13 protein-coding genes are annotated in these 19,865 nt (G+C 47.6%); 3 read left to right on the forward strand and 10 right to left on the reverse strand.

The features are described from left to right. Positions 1-114: 114 nt before the first annotated feature. Both ACOMG9_RS23200 and ACOMG9_RS23205 read right to left on the reverse strand, forming a co-directional pair. Positions 115-2,016, reverse strand: coding sequence for an ATP-binding cassette domain-containing protein (locus ACOMG9_RS23200; RefSeq protein ID WP_494529502.1), 1,902 nt, complete (start codon positions 2,014-2,016; stop codon positions 115-117). 266 nt (positions 2,017-2,282) lie between these two features. Next, entirely contained in the window at positions 2,283-2,753 is a 471-nt protein-coding gene (locus ACOMG9_RS23205; RefSeq protein ID WP_422135801.1) for a hypothetical protein, read from the reverse strand. A gap of 422 nt (positions 2,754-3,175) precedes the next feature. On the opposite strand from ACOMG9_RS23205, the gene bamJ reads away from it, so the two are divergent. Beyond that, positions 3,176-3,883 (forward strand): BamJ family beta-barrel-assembly machinery protein, encoded by a 708-nt coding sequence (bamJ, locus tag ACOMG9_RS23210; RefSeq protein WP_448218785.1) that lies wholly within the window; start codon positions 3,176-3,178, stop codon positions 3,881-3,883. Between the two features lie 69 nt (positions 3,884-3,952). Here bamJ and rsd read toward each other — a convergent pair whose 3' ends face one another. From rsd to hslO, 6 genes are all read right to left on the reverse strand, one after another. Further along, the gene (gene rsd / locus ACOMG9_RS23215) at positions 3,953-4,423 is read right to left on the reverse strand and encodes a sigma D regulator (protein WP_422135803.1); all 471 of its coding nucleotides are present in this window, start codon (positions 4,421-4,423) and stop codon (positions 3,953-3,955) included. A 713-nt stretch (positions 4,424-5,136) separates the two neighbouring features. Beyond that, positions 5,137-6,711 carry a glutamate--cysteine ligase gene (gene gshA / locus ACOMG9_RS23220; RefSeq protein ID WP_422135804.1) on the reverse strand — a complete coding sequence of 525 codons (1,575 nt, stop codon included), beginning with the start codon at positions 6,709-6,711 and terminating at the stop codon, positions 5,137-5,139. A gap of 210 nt (positions 6,712-6,921) precedes the next feature. Continuing rightward, the gene (locus ACOMG9_RS23225; RefSeq protein ID WP_448218784.1) at positions 6,922-9,258 is read right to left on the reverse strand and encodes a Tex family protein; all 2,337 of its coding nucleotides are present in this window, start codon (positions 9,256-9,258) and stop codon (positions 6,922-6,924) included. Between the two features lie 313 nt (positions 9,259-9,571). Continuing rightward, positions 9,572-11,071, reverse strand: coding sequence for a hypothetical protein (locus tag ACOMG9_RS23230; protein WP_448218783.1), 1,500 nt, complete (start codon positions 11,069-11,071; stop codon positions 9,572-9,574). A gap of 584 nt (positions 11,072-11,655) precedes the next feature. Continuing rightward, positions 11,656-13,284: a phosphoenolpyruvate carboxykinase (ATP) gene (gene pckA / locus ACOMG9_RS23235; protein WP_448218782.1), complete on the reverse strand. Its 1,629-nt coding sequence runs from the start codon at positions 13,282-13,284 to the stop codon at positions 11,656-11,658. Between the two features lie 219 nt (positions 13,285-13,503). Continuing rightward, a complete protein-coding gene (hslO, locus tag ACOMG9_RS23240; protein ID WP_494529503.1) occupies positions 13,504-14,541 on the reverse strand; it encodes an Hsp33 family molecular chaperone HslO in 1,038 nt (345 codons plus the stop codon). Between the two features lie 143 nt (positions 14,542-14,684). Here hslO and ACOMG9_RS23245 point away from each other — a divergent pair, with 143 nt between their 5' ends. Beyond that, on the forward strand, positions 14,685-16,331 hold the full coding sequence (locus ACOMG9_RS23245) for a hypothetical protein (RefSeq protein WP_494529504.1): 1,647 nt from the start codon (positions 14,685-14,687) through the stop codon (positions 16,329-16,331). Between the two features lie 23 nt (positions 16,332-16,354). Next, positions 16,355-18,067 carry a hypothetical protein gene (locus ACOMG9_RS23250; protein WP_494529505.1) on the forward strand — a complete coding sequence of 571 codons (1,713 nt, stop codon included), beginning with the start codon at positions 16,355-16,357 and terminating at the stop codon, positions 18,065-18,067. 7 nt (positions 18,068-18,074) lie between these two features. Here the strand turns inward: ACOMG9_RS23250 and ACOMG9_RS23255 are convergent, their stop codons facing one another. Both ACOMG9_RS23255 and ACOMG9_RS23260 read right to left on the reverse strand, forming a co-directional pair. Further along, complete coding sequence (locus tag ACOMG9_RS23255) at positions 18,075-18,377, reverse strand: PTS fructose transporter subunit IIB (protein ID WP_422135810.1); 303 nt, start codon at positions 18,375-18,377, stop codon at positions 18,075-18,077. 176 nt (positions 18,378-18,553) lie between these two features. After that, entirely contained in the window at positions 18,554-19,810 is a 1,257-nt protein-coding gene (locus ACOMG9_RS23260; protein ID WP_494529506.1) for a TolC family outer membrane protein, read from the reverse strand. Between the last annotated feature and the right edge of the window lie 55 nt (positions 19,811-19,865).

Genomic DNA, 19,865 nt, shown 5'->3' on the forward strand with positions numbered 1-19,865 from the left:
CGCCAGGCAAAAAGGGTTGCGAGAAAGACTACGATCGATCTCTGAAAACTCCTGCTCCTCTGTATGACATTCCCTGATTATGCCGCCTGATGATTATCAGGCGGCAAAAGATGCCTACTCACTTTCCATTGCTTCCAGTTGCTCCAGCATTTCCATCCAATCTTCTTCGATTTGTGCAATCGTTTTTTTGTATTGAGCCTGCTGATCCAACAAAGATTTCAAACGCTCTTTTTCTGAACTTTCATAGAGTTCCGGACTGGCCAGCTCAGACTCCAAATCCGCCAGCAAAGATTGTTGCTTCTCCAGTTTTTGCTCCAGAAACTCCACTTTCTTTTTCATCGGCCTGAGTTGTTTGCGACGCTCTGCCTCAAGACGCTTCTGCTCTTTGCGGGCTTGTGCAGAGTGCGCCAATTGAACCGTTTCAGAAAGGGTTTCTGATTTATCTTCTTGGCGCTGCTGAGTCAACCAGAGGCTGTAATCTTCCAGATCACCTTGAAAAGCTTCAACCCGGCCATCATGAACCAGAAAAAGATCATCTGTAGTACTGCGCAGGAGACTACGATCGTGCGACACCAGTATCACGGCTCCTTCGAACGTCTGTAGAGCCATAGTCAGGGCATGACGCATCTCAAGATCAAGATGGTTGGTCGGTTCATCAAGCAATAACAGGTTAGGCTTTTGCCAGGCTACTATTGCCAATGCCAGCCTCGCCTGTTCACCGCCAGAAAAGCCTGCAATCGTTTCCAGGGCCTTGTCACCATGAAAACCAAAGCCACCCAGAAAGTTTCTCAACTCTTGTTCCCGCGCCTCAGGCGACATTCGTTGTAAATGAAGCAATGGGCTGGCATCGGCATCCAGCTTTTCCAATTGATGCTGGGCGAAGTATCCCACTCTCAGGTGCTCTCCATCATGCCTCTGGCCAGCTACCAGGGGTAACTCTCCTGCCAGTGTCCTGATCAGGGTTGACTTACCCGCGCCATTAGCCCCCAACAAACCGATGCGACTGCCAGGCAGGATATTCATTTTCAGTTTGATAAGTGTGCTGCCTTCATAACCCAGTTCGGCTTTTTCCAGGGTCAACAGCGGTGAAGATATTTTTTCAGGATCAGGAAAGCTGAAGCTGAAAGGCGAATCGACATGAGCCGGTGCTATTTCTTCCAGCCTGGCCAGCGCTTTCAAGCGACTCTGTGCCTGTTTGGCCTTGGTCGCTTTAGCACGAAACCGTTCAACAAACTTCTCCATGTGAGCACGCTGCTTTTGTTGCTTTTCAAAAGCAGCCTGCTGTTGCTGAAGACGTTCAGAACGCATGCGTTCAAAAGCAGAATAATTGCCACGATAGGTATTCAGTTTCTGATGCTCGATATGAAGGGTGATATCAATCACTGCATCCAGAAAATCACGGTCGTGAGAGATAATAATCAGTGTGCCCTGATAACGTTTAAGGAAACTTTCCAGCCAGACAATGGCATCCAGGTCAAGGTGGTTGGTTGGCTCATCAAGGAACAGTAAGTCTGAAGGACACATGAGGGTACGAGCCAGATTCAATCTCATTCTCCAACCACCAGAGAAATCTTTTACGCTACGCTCAATTTGTTCATGGGAAAATCCAAGACCATGGAGCAATTGTTCAGCGCGAGAACGCGCCGTATAGCCATCTGCCTGAAGCAGCTTTTCGTGAAGTTCAGCAAGATTGCCGTGCTCTTCGTCTCGTTCGGCACGCTCAATGGCTTTTTCTATTTTCCGAAGTGTCTCATCTCCATCCAACACATAATCGACGGCTCTCTGGTCCAGAGCCAGAACCTCCTGAGCCATGTGAGCAATCCCGCGACCGGTGTCGATACTGACATCGCCCTTGTCCGCTTGCAGGTTTCCCATAATCAGGGCCAGCAGACTCGACTTGCCACACCCATTGGCTCCTACCAGCCCAACATGCTGGCCGTGATGAATTATTGCACTGGTTTCTTCCAGCAAAACCTTGCCAGAGCGCAATAAACTGACTGAGTTCAAATTAATCATGGCGCGCATTATAAACACTGTTTCACTGGCATTCCTACGGGAATATCAAACCACTGCGGATACAGGGATTTCTATACAACGAGACGTTAATATCATGCAGAGTGATCAGGCAATTCGAGGTCAAAATTCGGGTCAGGTTATTTCCAAAAAAGTGGCAACGGAATCATTGCCACAAAAAAGTACTCGCAGACAGATGGCGAGAGGGAGAGAGATATTTAGAATTATTGCAGGAGAGGCTCCCTCTCCTGCATATACAGCTGTAGCGATTAGCTCTTGGCTTTTTTCTTGGCTGGAGCCTTAACAGCGGTCTTGCGAGCTGGGGCTTTTTTCTTAACTACAGCCTTCTTGGCTGCTGCTTTACGAGCCGGTGCCTTTTTCTTAGCAACCGTTTTTTTGGCAGCTGCTTTACGAGCTGGGGCCTTTTTCTTGGCAGTGGTTTTTTTCGCTACCGTTTTCTTTTTAGCAGCAGCCTTTTTAGCCGGAGCTTTTTTCTTGGCGTCAGCTTTGGCTTTTGTCTTTGCTTTCTTCAAAGACTCCTTAGCCTTATCCAATTTCTTCTTGAGTGCTTCAATTTCTTTTTCCAGTTTCTTAACCGGATCTACCTTGCGAGTGGTTTTTTTCGCTGCAGTTTTTTTAACGACTGGTTTTTTAGCTGCTGGCTTTTTTGCCACAGTTTTTTTAGCGGCTGGTTTTTTTACAGCCTTCTTAGCGGCTGGTTTCCTTTTAGCTACAGGCATTTGGTCATCCCTCGTCATTGCCTTTAGAAGTACTTCTATATAAAAGCTGAATAATTTATATCCAGTTTTAATTAGAAAATAGAGTGCTTATCACACGACTGCAAATTTTTTTATGCATTTTTTTATATAAAATTATTTTTTTTCCTTCAAAAAAAACTTGTCGTCTTTCGTTTTATCATCGGCGAAAGTCATTTAACCCTTTAATTTAAGGCCTTTTTGTAAAAGTAATGTTCCATAACACTTGCTATCTCTCTGTGTTTGCAGAAAGATAGAGAAACACTTGTACCAAAAAAAAATCTGACCCTTCGTGAGTCGAGCTAACACAAATAGCCATGAGCCGGAAGTGCAGCTTGGTCGGAACATGACACCAATAACTGCAACGTCAGAAAGAGCTGCACTTTCAAAATAAAAAGAGAAACTTCATGACACTAAAAGTGCTTACTGGCATCGTTCTGATGTCCTTTTCCCTGCAGTCAATTGCTGCTCTGGAAACAGAAGCAGACAAACTAAGCTACAGTCTGGGTGCAATTTTAGCCGAGCAACTTAAGCAGTTTGAGGGTATTAACGCGGACGCATTGTCCCGGGGAGTTGAGGATACTCTGGAGAACAAACCACTGGCTTTTGACAAGCAGGAAATGTTCAGGCTGATCGAAAAGGCTCGTAAGGATCAGGAGAAAAAGCATCAGGCTCAACTGGCAGAGGAGGCAAAAAAGAACCTTGAAAAGGGTCAGGCTTTCCTGAAAGATAACGCCAAAAAGTCGGGTATCAAAACACTGGCAAGTGGCCTTCAGTACAAAGTGATTAAGAGCGGTCGAGGCATCAAACCAACAGAGAACAGTGAAGTGACTGTCCATTACGAAGGACACCTTCTGGATGGCAAAGTCTTTGATAGTTCTTACAGCAGAAACCAACCGGCAACGTTCAAACTGAATCAGGTCATCAAAGGCTGGACTGAAGGTCTGAAACAGATGCAGGAAGGTTCCGTTTGGGAGCTTTATATTCCATCAGAGCTTGCTTATGGTCCCGGAGGTATTCCCGGAAGGATTGGGCCTAATGAGGTGCTGATTTTTAAAGTTGAGTTGCTGAGTGTGAAAAAAGACTCGCAGGGAAAAGAAGGGAAAAAGAAGTAATCAGACCACCGCAGGTTGAGCAGTTTCCTTAATACTGCTGGCAGATATTCGGACTATCTGCCAGCGGTATTATTGCGAGGCAAGCAATTCTCTGTGGGATTCGTGAAGCACTTCAATCATCTGGTCTTCCAGAGAAAACCGTTCTTCTAAAGCTTCACCCAGTTCGGACAGGTGGGTCTGCAGCATAATGACACTGCTGAGGGACTCACAACCGTCATTAAAATCCAGACAAGCCTGCGTATTTTTTTCCAGTTTCGGCAAAATGGACTGTGCCATTTCTACTCCCCCATCGTCAAAATCTATACCTTCCTGAATCAGTTGTTCGTAAACTTCGAAATGACCCGCTGAAACATAATCAACCAGAATCTGGCACATTTCTTTCAGTTTGTTTGCAACAGGTCTTTTATCATCGTGAAATTGATTCACTCCATTGATTGAGCAGTAGAGAACGATCAGCGCTTGCCGCTCGTTTAGCCAGCGGTCAATGATTTCCGATACGCCACCCCAACGTTCTCTGGCCGTTTTGCACCCCTCCAGCATGACTATTCCTCTTCGTTTGGATCTCATCTACTTGAAACGGGATCACTTTCTCGCCCCTTGCAGCCTGTCGGACTTAAGCGTCCGTAGCGAGGATTGCAAGAAATTGAGGATAAAAATCTCTGTTTCTGAGGAGAATAGCGAGCTATTTGACGAAGAAACAGAGATTTTTAGACCAATTTATTGCAACCGCAGTAGGACAGTCTTAAGTCCGACAGGCTGCTTGGAAACGGCGACTCAGTTGCTAGGTTATGACAGTGGATTTTTTGCGGCAAGAGGTAATTTCAATTTACAGTCAATTTCGATCTTGATTATATTTGTACGATCGCACCAAAAGTCGTTTTTTTCAGGGTTTTTAGGGTTTTTTAATTCTATAAAAGATAAAAGGGCCTGCCTTGATTCAAAAAAATTATTTAATAAAGCAGTCAAAAAAATGGGATTCTGACTCCCGTTCGGTGAGTTCCAGAGCGATTCAAAAAACAGAGCTTGATCGATCGCGTAAATCAGCCATGAGCAGCTGAAACAGTTTTTTGTCTCCCTCACGGGTGAAAATTTTTTCACGGTAAAACAAAATAGAAGTAACCAGTAAAAAACAACTTTTACCTAGGTAAGAAAGCTTTTTCTGGTCAGAAAAAAGCCCCGTTCGTGAGAGAATATGATGGGATCTGATGGTCATTTGCTTACTCACCAGATCCGGTTTTTCAAAAAATTACGAATCATTCAGATTCAAAATAACGTTTCAGAAACTCATCAAAATGCGTCGTATCAGAAGCTTTCAATCGCTCCTGATGCTCCCTTGATTCGGCGGCTATGCGCCCAAAATACTCCAACCTTTCAGGCTGAATATTTTGCTGACTGAAATAGCGGGCGTGTGCTTCAGACTGCTTGAGCATCCAATCAATATAACTGTCTCCGCTGTTTTTCAGTGCCTGCAGGATTCTGGCTGAAGGTGTATTCTCAGCATTCAGCAGCTTCGCTCTCTGTTGAGCCAGAGATTCCGAGAAGAGATGAGACTCATTTGCCTTATCCAGCATCTGGGCAACGGGCACCATCATGTCGATTAAACACAATCCCCAGTCAGTCAGAGGGACCGGACCCTGCTCATCATTTAACTTCAGTCCGGGACGTCTTCCTTCTGAAACCGTCAGGGCAAAGTTCTCAGTCACTCTCTGACACTCTGCATGATCAATTTCAGGACTGTCTATCAATGCGACAAACACCAGGAACACGTCCAGAAAAGCAGCATCAGCCGAAGACAAACCCAGTGGCTCCATGGGATTGATGTCCATGCAGCGCACTTCAATGTATTCAACACCATAGTTCGACAATGCGGTCAGAGGCTTCTCACCCCGTTTGGCAATTCGCTTGGGTCGAATGTTGCTGTAATATTCGTTCTCAATCTGGAGCAGGTTAGTATTCAGCTGTAGATAACGATCGCCATTTTTGAGTCCGATTTCTTCATAAGGCTGATAGGGCGTTTTAATGGCTTTAGCAAGACTGGAAACATACTCTCCCAGAGTGTTGTAACAAATACTCAAGGATGACTGGGCATTATTGGTATAGCCAAGATCACTCATTCTCAAAGAAGTTGCCCAGGGTAAATACAAGGTGTCTTCATCCAGCTGTGCCAACGACTCGAAGGCTTTTTCCTGAGTAAAAAAACTCTTGCTGACAGCGGGCGAAGCGCCGAAAAGATACATCAGCAGCCAGGAATAACGACGAAAGTTTCTGATCATTGCCAAATAGGATTCTGACTGGAAATCTTCCAGAGAACGATCTGAAGATTCAGCATCAGACAACAACTGCCAGAATGATTCTGGCAAGGAAAAGTTATAGTGAATGCCGGCAATAGTCTGCATCGCCTTGCCATATCGATGCGCCAGCCCTTCACGGTAGATCGTCTTCATTTTGCCTGAATTGGAGTCACCATAACGGGCAATAGGAATGCTCTGCTCACCTTCCAGCAGAGCTGGCATACTGCCCGCCCAGAGCAATTCACCATCAAGGTTTTTGCAGGTGTAGCTATGCAGCTCTTCCAGAAATTTCATAACATCTTCCACCTTGCAGTAGACCGGAGTGATGAACTCCAGCAAAGCTTCAGAGTAGTCAGTCGTAATATAGGGGTGCGTCAGGGTCTTACCCAGCACTTCCGGATGAGAAAACTGCGACAAACGTGCATCAGCCGATACCCGCAAGCCTTCACGTTCGATTCCGTGTTGTATACCACTGAGCAGGTTTTGGTTGGACGACTGCTGTAGTAGTTGCAGACGACACTCATACTGGCTAGTCAAAATACAATTCCAATCCAGATGCGTTTTTTCGAGATCAACACTCTGCCGTCCTCGCTAAGGGGTCGCCTAGGAGCCTGCGAGCATTGCAGAAGGCGGTAATCATTTCTTAGGGCGGACTATATAACGTTAGAATCGGCCTTGCACCCATCGAATGACCGCGAAACCTTCGAGACCTTGAGCAGCCTCCTGGGGGCTGCTCCTGTTGCCTATTTACTTTCTCAGCTTTTTAGCATTGGCAAAAAGGTCAGCAAAAGACCCGGCGGACTGCTCTTTTTTAGCCTGATGGTTGTTTCTTTTGCTACCACGACTCTGAGGCTTTGTGCCACCGGAACGTTCACCACGAGGTTGCCGACTGGCCTGAGTCACTTCTTCCGCTTTGTCATTCATGCGCATAGAGAGTCCAATGCGCTTGCGCTGGACGTCTACTTCCATGACTTTCACCTTGACGATATCACCGGCCTTAACCACTTCAGCGGGATCTTTTACAAACTTATTGGACAGCGCAGAAATATGAACCAGACCGTCCTGATGAACACCGACATCAACAAAAGCACCAAAGTTGGTTACATTGGTGACAACGCCTTCCAGCTCCATGTTCAGCTTCAGGTCACTGATTTTTTCAACGCCTTCCTGGAATTCTGGCGCCTTGAATTCCGGACGGGGGTCACGTCCCGGCTTATCCAGTTCAGAAATAATGTCGGTCACGGTGGGCAGACCAAAGCTTTCATCCGTAAATGTTTTGGGATCCAGAGACCTCAGGAACAGGGAATCGCCAATCAGGCCATGCACTGCACGCTCAGACTGACGGGCAATCTTCTCCACAACAGGATAAGACTCAGGGTGAACCGCTGAAGCATCCAGTGGGTTTTCCCCCTTCATGACGCGCAGGAAACCTGCTGCCTGTTCAAAGGCTTTGGGACCAAAACGACCCACTTTCTTGAGCGCTTCACGATCAGAAAACACACCGTTCTGGTCACGGAAAGCAACGATGTTATCTGCCAGTGTTCTGTTCAAACCGGACACACGAGTCAGCAAGGCACTGGAAGCTGTATTTACATCAACGCCGACAGCGTTTACACAGTCTTCAACGACTGCTTCCAGAGAGCGTGACAGCTGAGTCTGACTGACATCGTGCTGATACTGGCCCACACCAATCGCTTTAGGTTCAATCTTAACCAGCTCAGCCAGTGGGTCTTGCAGACGACGGGCAATAGATACTGCACCACGGATAGAAACATCCAGGTCAGGAAATTCACGAGCTGCCAGTTCAGAAGCAGAATAAACCGACGCCCCGGCTTCACTGACGACAATTTTCGTCAACCCCAGTTTTGGATAAGCTCTCATCAGCTCAGCAACGAGACGATCCGTTTCACGGGATGCTGTGCCGTTGCCAATACTGACCAGCTCAACACCGTGTGTCAGACAGAGAGTGGCCAGAGTTCCCAGAGCTTCTTTCCATTGGCGCTGAGGAGCATGAGGGAAGATGGTGGTGTGTTCTACCAGTTTGCCCGTAGCGTCGACGACAGCCACTTTGACACCCGTACGCAAACCCGGATCAAGACCCAGGGTTGGGCGCAGACCTGCAGGGGCTGCCAAAAGCAGATCTTTAAGGTTCTTGGCAAACACCTTGATCGCTTCTTCCTCTGCACTTTCACGGACACGGGTCATCAAATCGGTTTCAAGCTGAGTAAGGAGCTTAACTCTCCAGGTCCAGCGCACGACATCTTTAAGCCACTTGTCAGCCGCTCTGCCCTGATCTGAAATATCCCAGTGATCAGCAATGACTTTTTCGCAGGGATGTGTTTCCAGGCGCGACTCAGGTTCATTCTCGAGACGAATGCCAGACTGGAGCACACCTTCATTGCGGCCACGAAAAATAGCTAGGGCGCGATGAGAAGGAACCTGTTTGATCGGCTCATCGTGCTCAAAGTAATCCCGGAATTTCGCTCCCTCTTCTTCCTTACCCTCAACACCACGGCTGGAAAGAACACCCTGGCTCCATAGCATATCCCTGAGTTTACCCAGCAGCTCGGCGTCTTCACTGAACCTTTCCATTAGAATGTAGCGTGCGCCTTCCAGTGCCGCCTTGCTGTCAGCAACGCCTTTATCAGCATCTACGAAATCAGCGGCGGCTGCTTCCGGATCAGTATCCGGCTCGTTGAACAATCGATCAGCCAGTGGCTCCAGACCGGCTTCAATGGCGATCTGACCTTTAGTACGGCGCTTCGGCTTGTAAGGAAGATAAAGATCTTCAAGGCGGGTTTTAGTGTCCGCAGCACGAATATCCTTTTCCAGTTCAGGCGTCAGTTTTTCCTGATCCCGAATACTGTTCAGAACCGTTTCACGACGCTCCTCCAGCTCACGAAGATACCTCAGACGCTCTTCCAGCGTACGCAGTTGGGTATCATCAAGAGCACCAGTAGCCTCTTTACGGTAACGGGCAATAAAAGGGACTGTAGCGCCATCATCCAGCAGCGCAACAGCACTGGTGACCTGCGCAGGACGAACGTTCAGCTCTTCAGCAATACGCTGAAAGATGATCTCCATAAAACCCACTCAATTGTTAGCTTTGAATTTATCGAAAAGGCGAATTATAACGGATGGCAGCGAGTTGTCTTCCTTTCTGTGGACCTTCCTTGCTGTACAAAAGCTCCCGGCAAAAAACTGCCGGACAACTGCTCACCAAAGCACCTATTGAACGACAGTTTTTTACATCAGTCCAGCGGCAGGTCTTCAGCGTACAGGACCTTGCCTTCTTTGGTATCAGTAGACTTGCTGAAGTTAGTGATAAAACGACCAGCGTTATCTTAATCCTTCTTTGTCTGTTTGTGAAAGAGGCAGCCTTAACTTCTGTGCAAATCTATTCCTTGAATCGCACTGGAACAACGACTTTACGCCCTGACTTGGTTGAAACAGGGTTTTCATCCGTGTCTTTAGAACGCTTGCGTTTTACCTCTCCTTTATCTTTATCATCATCCTCTGATTTACGCTTTTTGGCAGCATGGCTGGATAGTGATTTTTTTTGCCGACGCTTCAAGCCTGCAGCACTACTTCTGTCTATCCTGAGTTCACAGAGTTTATCCCTCCAATTAAAATCGATATTGCATCTGTCAATTTCCATGTCGAGCCATAATACCATCAGAGCCAATTCAGTGTGCTTCATATTGTTGGTCTCTCGGAACAAATCATCTAAAACAGACAGGATAGTGTTCTCGAACACTTTAAATTCAGCTAGGGATTTATTCTCTATGTATCCTTCTATTTCGCTAAAGTGAAAAAGAAGGTTCCATAATACCTGCGAACGGAAATCTTTTTTGTTCAACTTATTAGCATACAATTGTTTAGATGTTACCCCGTTGTGAATCATGTAGTCCTTTCCCCATGATCTTAAACGATTTTCGTAAAACAGAGATACATCCTCAATTTCAAAGTTAAAATAAGACAAATCCTTTTCCTTGAGCAGCCAACTTTCAACATCCAAATGATTGTTGTTTTTTATGAGCCCATGTTTGATCCAGAGCTTGGCGAGTTTTGCTATTCTGCTGCCTTCAGTTACCTCCAACATTGCTCTCAATACCAGCTCTAATGCCGGGTCGAACTTTGCCAGCATTTCGGAGAAGTCCTCATTGGCTTCGTCAGAGCTCGGGATAGACCTTAGTGCATCATCAACTTCATGCATTATCATCCATACGATCAAAGGACAATTTTCAGGTATATGATCTGTGGTAACCTCTTCCCATGTTATTCCCTGAAAAGCTGCCTCAACTTTGAGTGCCTGTAGCCTCAACTCAACCTCGGGAGTGTTAGCTGAATTTTTAACCGCTTTTTTGTTACGTCGCTTGCTGACGTTTTTTCTCTTAGCAACAGGAGCTTCGTCTACAACAGACTCATTTTCCGTCGTTGGCTGTTGAGTGTCTGAATCTGCTGCTATCTGCTGAGTGCCCGAATCCGCTGCTGACTGCTGAGTGTCTGGATCCGCTGCTGACTGCTGAGTGTCTGGATCTGCTGCTGACTGCTGAGTGTCTGGATCTGCTGCTGACTGCTGTGTTTCTGAATGGCCACCATTTTCCACCTCATTACTATTGCTGGGCACAGTCTCTGATGACTCTTTTGATGTGCCAGCCCCATCAGTCACTGGCCTGACTATCCAGGAATAATCCTTGAAGCGGCCGGATAAGAAAAATGTATCTACCCAGCGCATGAACTTTTCATAGCTTATTGAAGGCTCATGGCCAGATAAATCCACCGACACTACACTCTTGCCCTGTATTCCATGAAAATTAAGCATCATGCTCAAAACATTGGGTGGGAGTGGCCTCAGCTCATTGATCAACGGGGGGGCATAAGGCTGGGAAAACATGTGATAAGTCTCATCACAGTGGCCTGCTGCCGATATTAAAAAAACAAGAAGCAATATAAGAAAATGGACTACGTTAGACAAAGTTCTTTTTTTTAACATAAAACAAAACTCTATCAGTTAATGACCATATTAAATTTTTACAAGCTCAGTAAAACTCGCTAAGCAATGCAAATATTACTTGCAGCCTGACTTGTGTAAACAACATGCAATAGACATCGAGAAACTACATCAAGAGCATGTATTCATACCAGTGATGTTAAAAAATCGCTTCTCTCAGATTGCACTAAAAGCAGATCAACAGGATGGCACTAAATCATCAAATTTCCAGTAAATGGATGGAATTATTACAAGATCGGGGTGAATCTTGTTTTTTTATTATGGCTTTATCGCCAGACTCATTAGCCTGAGAAAGGTTAACTACCCTATCACTGTCTTTCACCAATAGTCAGCCAATTGATGATTCCGAAAGGTAAAATAACGGATAGCATCGGGCTGTTTTCCTTTTTATGGAAAAACTGCGCGCATAAAAAAACTGCCGGACAATAGCATTTACAACACCTATTGAACGACAGTTTTTATTTGCATCAGTCCAGTGACGGGCCAGCGGCGATCAGAGCCTTGCCCTCGTCGGTATCAGTAAACTTGTTGAAGTTGGTGATAAAGCGATCAGCAAGATCACGGGCCTTATTATCCCAATCCGCCTTGTTTTCATAGGTATCCTGAGGATTCAGGATGCCATCTTCCACCCCTTCAACCTGAGTTGGAACTTGCAGACCAAAGTAAGGAACTGTCACTGTTTCTGCTTCATCAATGCTGCCATCAATGATGGCATCGATGATGGCACGGGTAGCCTTGATGGAGATACGTTTGCCAGTGCCATTCCAACCGGTGTTAACCAGATAAGCCTTGGCACCATTAGCTTCCATCTTTTTAACCAGCTCTTGAGCGTATCGGGTCGGATGCAGGGTTAGAAAAGCTGCCCCAAAGCACGCAGAAAAGGTTGGCGTTGGCTCAGTAATGCCACGCTCAGTACCGGCCAGCTTGGCTGTAAAACCAGACAGGAAATGATACTTGGTCTGCTCTGGTGTCAGTCTGGATACCGGAGGCAGCACACCGAACGCATCAGCCGTCAGGAAGATCACTTTGCTCGCATGACCTGCTTTTGAGACAGGTTTAACAATGTTTTCAATGTGTTCAATCGGATAGGAGACACGGGTGTTTTCCGTCTTGGAGCCATCGGCAAAATCAATCGTACCGTCTTCAAGGACCGTCACATTCTCAAGCAGCGCATCACGACGAATAGCGTTGAAGATGTCCGGCTCGTTTTCCTTACTCAGATTGATGGTCTTGGCGTAGCAACCACCTTCAAAATTGAAGACTCCATCGTCATCCCAGCCATGCTCATCATCACCTACCAACGCTCGCTTTGGATCAGCAGACAGGGTGGTTTTACCGGTGCCGGACAGGCCGAAGAATATTGCAACATCGCCGTCTTTACCAACATTTGCTGAGCAGTGCATGGAAGCCATACCTTTAAGTGGCAGCAGGTAGTTCATAATGGAGAACATACCTTTTTTCATCTCGCCACCGTACCAGGTACCACCGATAATCTGAACCCGCTCAGTCAGGTTAAAGGCTACGAAGTTCTCAGAGTTCAGGCCCTGCTCCTGCCAGTTTGGATTGGTGCACCTGGCACCATTCATGACCACGAAGTCAGGTTCGAAACCTTCCAGCTCTCCTTGCGAAGGACGAATAAACATGTTCTTAACGAAGTGTGCCTGCCAGGCTACTTCAGTGATGAAACGGACACTCAGGCGGGTTTCTTCGTTGGCACCACAGAAACCGTCGATCACGAACAGACGCTTGCCGGATAACTGCTGGGTCACAAGGCCTTTCAGATCAGTCCAGACGCTCTGGGTGATCGCCTTGTTGTCATTTTTACCCTGGTCAGACCACCACAGAGTATCGCGGGTCGTATCATCTTTTACTATGTACTTATCTTTAGGGGAACGGCCGGTAAAAATGCCCGTGTCCACAGAAACAGCCCCCAATTCGGTTACCACGCCTTTCTCATAACCTTCCAGCTCAGGACGTGTCTCCTCTTCAAATAGAAGCTCGTAGGACGGGTTGTAAACAATGTCCGCCACGTCTCTGATACCAAGACTGGCCAGAGCTTCTTTGTTCAGCTCAACATTTGCGCTAACTTCTGCCATTAAGAGCTCTCCCAAGCTTCAAAAAAAGTTGTTATGTTTGCATTTGTGATTCTATGATAACCGATGAAGGGGCACCTATGATAGGGGATATATTGGTTCAGATAAACGCTTAAATAGCCTGTTTCTCTGTTAAAGTTTGATTGTCTGAGTTCAATGGAGTGAGGATTTGGCCGGAAGTTCTCCGGCCAAAGCGAGGATTCGCAAAAGCTGCGAGGCCATTCAGTGCGTCTTGGGTTCATTACCCCGGAAGATCTCAGCCACATCCTGTACCGTAAAAGTATAAGTCTGACTACAGAACTGGCAACCCATCTCGATCTTTCCGAGATCCGCTACCATGGACTCAGCTTCTTCCTGACCCAGACTGGCCAGTATTTTTGCACTGCGAGGACGTGAACAGTTGCAGCTGAAGGTCACCGCTTGACGATCGAAAACCCGTACTTCTTCTTCATGAAACAGTCTGAGCAAAAGAGTCTCGTGTTCCAGCTCGAGCATCTCTGCTTCGGTTGCCGTATCCACCAGCATGACCATACGACGCCAGGATTCCTGACGCTCATCTTCTTCCTGCTCAATACTGGCTGGCAAAGCCTGCAACAGAATACCTGCTCCCTGATCACCATTACTGGCCAACCAGAAACGGGTTGGCAGTTGTTCGGATTGTTTGAAATAGGCATTCAGACCTTCTGCAAGGGTTTCATGATGCAGAGGCACAATGCCCTGATAACGATTACCTTTGTGAGGATCAATGGTCATTACCAGCTGACCATTCCCCAGAAGACCTGACAGGCCTTTTGCGGTCAGCTTGTCGGTATTCTCTTCGTCCCAGCGCGCCAGAGCACGGAAAGTTTTCTGATCGGTACACTCAACCATCAACAACGACAGGGGACCATCACCCTTGGCCTGCAGGCTCAGAATACCTTCAAACTTGAGGGTCGAGCTGAGCAGGACGGCAGCAGCCACCAGCTCTCCCAGCAACGCCTTGACATTTACCGGGTAGTCATGGGCTGCCAGAGACTCTGTCAGACTGCTGTCAAGAGAGACAATCTCTCCGCGAAGGTCGGCATTCTCAAATATAAATCGCTGAGCACAGTCTTTTTGGCTCACGGCTTCTTTCTGGTTCAAGGCTGTATCTTGTTTACTCATCAACGGCTCTATCGGTTGCTTTCGCTCCTGACTGGTCAGCTCCGGTGCCCGATCGGGAATAACTGACCGCCTTTCCAGCCTGTGCTGCCAGCCTCTGATATAGGAGACTGCGAGCATTGCCGGGTTCATTTAGCCCGACATTATAGCGATTTCATCTCCCTATCTCATTTGTTGCTTCTACCGACCGATAACAAAGCAATAAGTTAAACACTCGTGAGTACAGAAAAGCATTTTAAGGTCAACTAATTCGGGAATAAGCTATGTCAACTGGTAGCGGAAATATACCTCCTTCGCAGCGTCCGGGATCTATCCCGTTTGTGCCCGAGTCTCAAATTCCCTCCTCGTCAGGCACAGGAGAGATCACACCGCACACAAAACCCAATGCACTCCCCGGTGGTCACAGTGAAGCACCTGATACCCCGATCAGCAGACGCAAAATGCTACCGATGTTCGCCACGCCCCGGCTCAGTCTGTTAAACGGGCTGGAGAGTGAATACCATGAACAGTTCAATCAGATTCTTTGCTTTCAGGCCCAGCGCGATTTTCTGGACTACATCTCTGACCTGAAAAATCACCTTCATGATCCATCACGGTTTCAGGATAACCTGCCTTTTGAAATTGTTTACGTAAAAGATGGCAAAATGACCTCCGTTTTACCGCCAGACCCTGAGCTGCCACCCGACTCGGAAAAAGCCATCAAACTCAGGGAGTCACTGCAGAAAAAACTCACAGTGATTGACCAGAAGAATGGTCCCGAAGAGAAACTTGCACTCAGAAAACAGATAGAAAACACCGAAGAAAAACTGATTCATATCAGCAGAGACATCGAAGAGAACGGTGGCACTGCACCTACTCCCCCAATCCCAAAAATCACACTGGTCATTGACGAAAACCAGTTCACCGCGCGAGCTCCGACAAGACCAATTAACCCCGGCGAACCCGACGGCAAACAATCGGCTGAAGGTCAGTTTCTTTTGATTCCAAAAGATGATTCCAAACGCATGCCCCCTTCCACAACCAGACCGTTTATGCCTTTTGACATTCCTGATGAAGACACCCGCATCAGGCCAACTGGACCTAACGAACCGCTTAGCATTTTTGTCAGGCCCTTAGAGCGCCAGCTACCCGTGAACCTGGGAGGTGACTTTTCAGATATCTACCTGACGAGGGAGACTGAGGCTGATCACGGGCAAACAGGGAATATCGCCTCTGTGAACGCAGGTTCTATCGACTCACTATTTGGAGAAGAAGCCGACGGAATAAATGCCCGGTTTCGAGAATTTTTCACCTCTGCCCAGCAAAAAGCCATAAGAAAGGCTCAGCAGGGCTTTTTGGCAAAACCGGAGGGTGAAGTGAATAAAGGAGAAGTGAATAAAGGACACCCAGAAATTGAAGAGGGCGAAGGACGCTCAGAAATTGAAGACGGCGAAAGACTCTCGGAAATTGTCTTTTCTAACAAAGAGTTCACTGATGGTACGCCTCTGGCAGCCATGTATGGTTTCGTCACCGACGAACGGGAAAATCAGGGGACTGTCCTTGTCAACGTTTTCAAGGATGAGCACTGTCCGGTCGGTATCAGGAAGAACCGCGCCATGATTTATGTGGTGCCTCCGAACGGTTCTAGTGTCCATTTTGATAACAAAGATCACTTTCTCCAAAGTGTCCGGCTAACCGCTAAAAATCTTGTTACTACACAGGACAAATACAACCACTGGGCAGCCCGGGAAGGTCACCCCACCCTACCTGTTCTTCGCACCGGCGTATTTGTTGACGATATTTATCGTCACCCTGAAGCCAGTGAGGAGGAAGTAGCAGATGCCATTCGAGAGGGTATTAGAGATTACTTTGATGTAATCAGTCCTGATCGCAATACGATCAGGGAAGTCCAATACGAATATGGCCTCTGACCGGTTTTCAACGGAAACATACTATGAGCATACCTCCTTCCCATCCCCATAAGCCTCCCGTTCATGGCTCAGAGCCACCCAATGGGCCGGGCAGTCAACCAGGTGATGAAACCAGGCCTGTGCTTCCCAGGGGAGAGAGTCATCTGCCGCAAACGTCTCTGGGACAGCGAAAAACAGCAAAAACCGCACCTGTTCCCAACACCAGGCCCGGGCCTGCCACTCCTTCTCCGACAACCCCGGAAGAAGCCGAAAAGCATTTCATTCAGCAAAGTTTCAGGGTAGAAGCTCTTGAAACCCGCGCAACGCTGGCCAGATCTGCAGCCAGCTTGAGCCAACAGATTGCTTCAGGCATCCCTGACGGTAGCGAGACTCCTCTTCTGATCATTCACGTTGGCAGTAATGGCAAGATGACCAATATTATCCCTGCCGACGAGAACATGGGAGATCCTCAGACTGCAAGAGTAATCAGGGAATCACTGGCAAAGACGTTTACGGAAGTCAGCCAGTATTACACCTCAGAAAAAAAAGCCGCTCTGCAAAAGGACCTCGCCGAAGCAAAAAGGGAACTGGAAAGCAGCGGGCAAACTTTGCTGGACATGGGGCTTCCCTTACCTCAACCAAATTTGAAAGGAAGAGGTATTCGCATTGAACCAACCTTGCTGGAGAAATCACCAGAGTTTTCCAGACCTGATAGCCACAGGCCTGGTATGTATGCAGTGCCACAACATCTTTCGGAGACAGATGACCATAGTGAGAAACTTCTGTTTGACCCGTTGACCTCTAAACTGAAACTTGCGTCTTTGAAAGAAGACCCACAGCCGGATCTGGCGACTCCGATCAATGACCCGGTGATCGCAACGCTTAAGTACTATCAAGAAGAACTTTATCAAGAGGGCACTCCCGCCAGAGATTTTGACGCAAAGGGAGATATGGCCGTTCTGTTAAGGGTGGACGACCCGCTCATGGAAGAAGCTTCTGTCGGGACTCCGGCTTTATTACCGGGACAAAACGACAACCGCCAGAGCTTGGCACATTCAGCAAGAAAAGCGATGTTGTTCCCCATACTCATGAATTTGATGCGAAAGTATGAGCATCCTGCAGCCCAGGAGTTTCCCACAGAAGCCATCTATGCCTATCAGGTGGGACTCGCTGCTACCTCGCCAAATACCACTAAGCTCCTCAAAGGCAACGGCAGTGATACAGAGAGAGAACGTTGTCAAAAGCTGCTGACTGATTTTGAAGATGTGCACCCGAAAGTTGCCGAAGTAGTTGCCATGGACGTCACTGGCAGCCATCAGCCCCGTCTTCATATCGGCTTCGAACAGTCCGAAGCAGGGCTCACCAACAGTCTTCCAGCCTCAATAGTCCGGGATATTGAGAGGCTTGAAATGAGCCGGTTTAATAAACAGATAGCAGTAGAGGATCTTGAGATTTATCAGATGCTCAAACAGTTGATATTCGAAAAAAATCGGCTGGATCAGGCAACTGATATCTCAATCGACCTGGCTGACCTCTGTCATTACTGGTTACAAGGCCTCAAAGACCAAGGGGAAGTCACTGATTTTCAGGTCTATCAAGAGGGAGAACCTCTGGAATTTATTGGTAAAGTCATCCCCCCCGCCGCTCCCACTGCTGCCGGTGAGTACTCGCAACAGAGGGAGTGGATGCTCAATTATGAGCATCTGAAGAACTTCTATGATTGGGACAATCAGGATGACCTTGAGGACGAGTACTGACCGCGCTTTACCCCTGACCCAATTGTGCCATCACCGCTTCCGGGTTCCTGATCGCTTCTGATACAGGCACCTTGATGATCCTGAGATCCCTGAAACGATCCTCACCATCCACCGTAATATCCACTGCCAGAAGTGCGACGTCAGCCTCTTCTACATCCTGAGGCGTGATTTCGTTCTCAATGCCCATAGCCCCCTGGGTTTCTACCTTGATCTCATGTCCCTGATTGAGTGCAGCTTCGGTGAGTTTTTCGGCAGCCATATAGGTATGAGCAATACCGGTTGGGCAGGCCGTTACAGCAAGTATTTTCATTGAATGATCCTCTGGAACCGCTTTTACCAGTTGAGCAGACCTGTTTATTTTCCCCAGTAAGGCTAGTAGAAGATTTCACGAGTGGGAAAGTTTGATTAGTATAATCACGACTTGGAGAGATTAGATCAAATCAGCACCAGAGCAATGGCTCGCTCCGGTGCAGCAAACTGAAAGGGTTAATCCTGCTCTTGCCAGTCTGCGGGGAGGATAATCTCCAGATTATCGAGAAGCTCACCGGTAGCAGCAACAATCCGGAATCGTGCGAAAAGCTCCTGATAGACTGCGCTGGTCAAACTGCGGCTGGACTGGAAAAGTTCATTTTCGCTGTCCAATAAATCTAAAAGAGTTCGTTTACCGATATTGAACTGCTCCTGGTAAGCCTTAACGGTTTTTTTGCTGGATGCTTCATGGAGACGAAGGTGCTCCATCTGCTCGCCAATAAACTCACGGGCAGACCAGGCCAACCTCAAGGTTTCTTCGGCATTCCTCAGCATCCTGTCCCGTTGGGCCCTGCTCTCTTGGGTCCTGTAGGCGCTTTCTTTGGAACGGGCCCTGTCAGAACCGCCACGAAAAAGGTTATAACTGAGCTTCAGTACAGCCGTTGTATCTGCGTGAGTGCCCAGCTGACCATCTGCATTATGTTTCCAGCTCTTATCAATATTGATATCCAATGATGGAAAAAAGCTGCTGTCAGTCGCAGATTCCTCTGACTCGGAAGCCTTGATGTCCTTCTCCGTCGCCAGGATGCCCGGATGCCTTTTGACGCTGGCCTGAAGAGCCTCATCAAAACTTTCATAAACAGCCAGCTCGTAGGTGTCTGGCTGCTTCAGATCGCCTGGCATGGCGCCTACCAGACTGTAATATTCGCTCTCGGCATCCATGAGATTATTGCGGGCATTTATCACATTCACAGTCGCTCTTGCTACCCTTCCCTCAACCTGGTTCAGGTCTGAACTTCTGGCAACACCCTGACGGCTGCGCTGGGCGATCTGCTTGAGAATGGAATTGTGGAGTTCCAGATTCTCTTCGGCCAGCTGCACCATATCCCTTCTTTCCAGAACCTTCAGGTAGACATCGGTGATGTCCAGAGTCAGATCCTGCAGAGTATTCCTCAGACGCAGGTATTCTGCAGCAGCACTATGTCGAGCCCGGTCAACACTGCGGCTGGTATTAAATCCGGAAAACAGATTCTGGCTAATAGAAAAAGAGGCCTCTCGCCTGTTGAAGGTAACACCATCCTGGTCGCTAGTGATTTCTTTTGGATAATCTTTTTTCTGCTTACCAATCCCTGTGGTGACATCGACAGAAGGCCACCAGCCTCCCCAGGCTACATCAATATTTTCAATAGCGGCCCGGTACCGACTCAAGCCAGCCTGAGCCTGAGGGTGGCTGACCAGAGCCTTATTGATCACCTCACTCAGGGTCTCTGCCATTGAAAGACTGCTGAATAAAACACTACCGGCCAGAGACATGCCCAACAGGCATAAA

Source organism: Endozoicomonas sp. PH6C (assembly GCF_059322965.1).

What these genes read in the sequence shown, in the direction of transcription:
- hslO (WP_494529503.1), bottom strand. Translation starts at nt 14,541, where the DNA reads ATGCTCGCAGTCTCCTATATCAGAGGCTGGCAGCACAGGCTGGAAAGG.
- ACOMG9_RS23205 (WP_422135801.1), bottom strand. Translation starts at nt 2,753, where the DNA reads ATGCCTGTAGCTAAAAGGAAACCAGCCGCTAAGAAGGCTGTAAAAAAA.
- ACOMG9_RS23250 (WP_494529505.1), top strand. Translation starts at nt 16,355, where the DNA reads ATGAGCATACCTCCTTCCCATCCCCATAAGCCTCCCGTTCATGGCTCA.
- ACOMG9_RS23230 (WP_448218783.1), bottom strand. Translation starts at nt 11,071, where the DNA reads ATGTTTTCCCAGCCTTATGCCCCCCCGTTGATCAATGAGCTGAGGCCA.
- ACOMG9_RS23225 (WP_448218784.1), bottom strand. Translation starts at nt 9,258, where the DNA reads ATGGAGATCATCTTTCAGCGTATTGCTGAAGAGCTGAACGTTCGTCCT.
- ACOMG9_RS23255 (WP_422135810.1), bottom strand. Translation starts at nt 18,377, where the DNA reads ATGAAAATACTTGCTGTAACGGCCTGCCCAACCGGTATTGCTCATACC.
- ACOMG9_RS23200 (WP_494529502.1), bottom strand. Translation starts at nt 2,016, where the DNA reads ATGATTAATTTGAACTCAGTCAGTTTATTGCGCTCTGGCAAGGTTTTG.
- bamJ (WP_448218785.1), top strand. Translation starts at nt 3,176, where the DNA reads ATGACACTAAAAGTGCTTACTGGCATCGTTCTGATGTCCTTTTCCCTG.
- pckA (WP_448218782.1), bottom strand. Translation starts at nt 13,284, where the DNA reads ATGGCAGAAGTTAGCGCAAATGTTGAGCTGAACAAAGAAGCTCTGGCC.
- ACOMG9_RS23245 (WP_494529504.1), top strand. Translation starts at nt 14,685, where the DNA reads ATGTCAACTGGTAGCGGAAATATACCTCCTTCGCAGCGTCCGGGATCT.
- rsd (WP_422135803.1), bottom strand. Translation starts at nt 4,423, where the DNA reads ATGCTGGAGGGGTGCAAAACGGCCAGAGAACGTTGGGGTGGCGTATCG.
- ACOMG9_RS23260 (WP_494529506.1), bottom strand. Translation starts at nt 19,810, where the DNA reads ATGGCAGAGACCCTGAGTGAGGTGATCAATAAGGCTCTGGTCAGCCAC.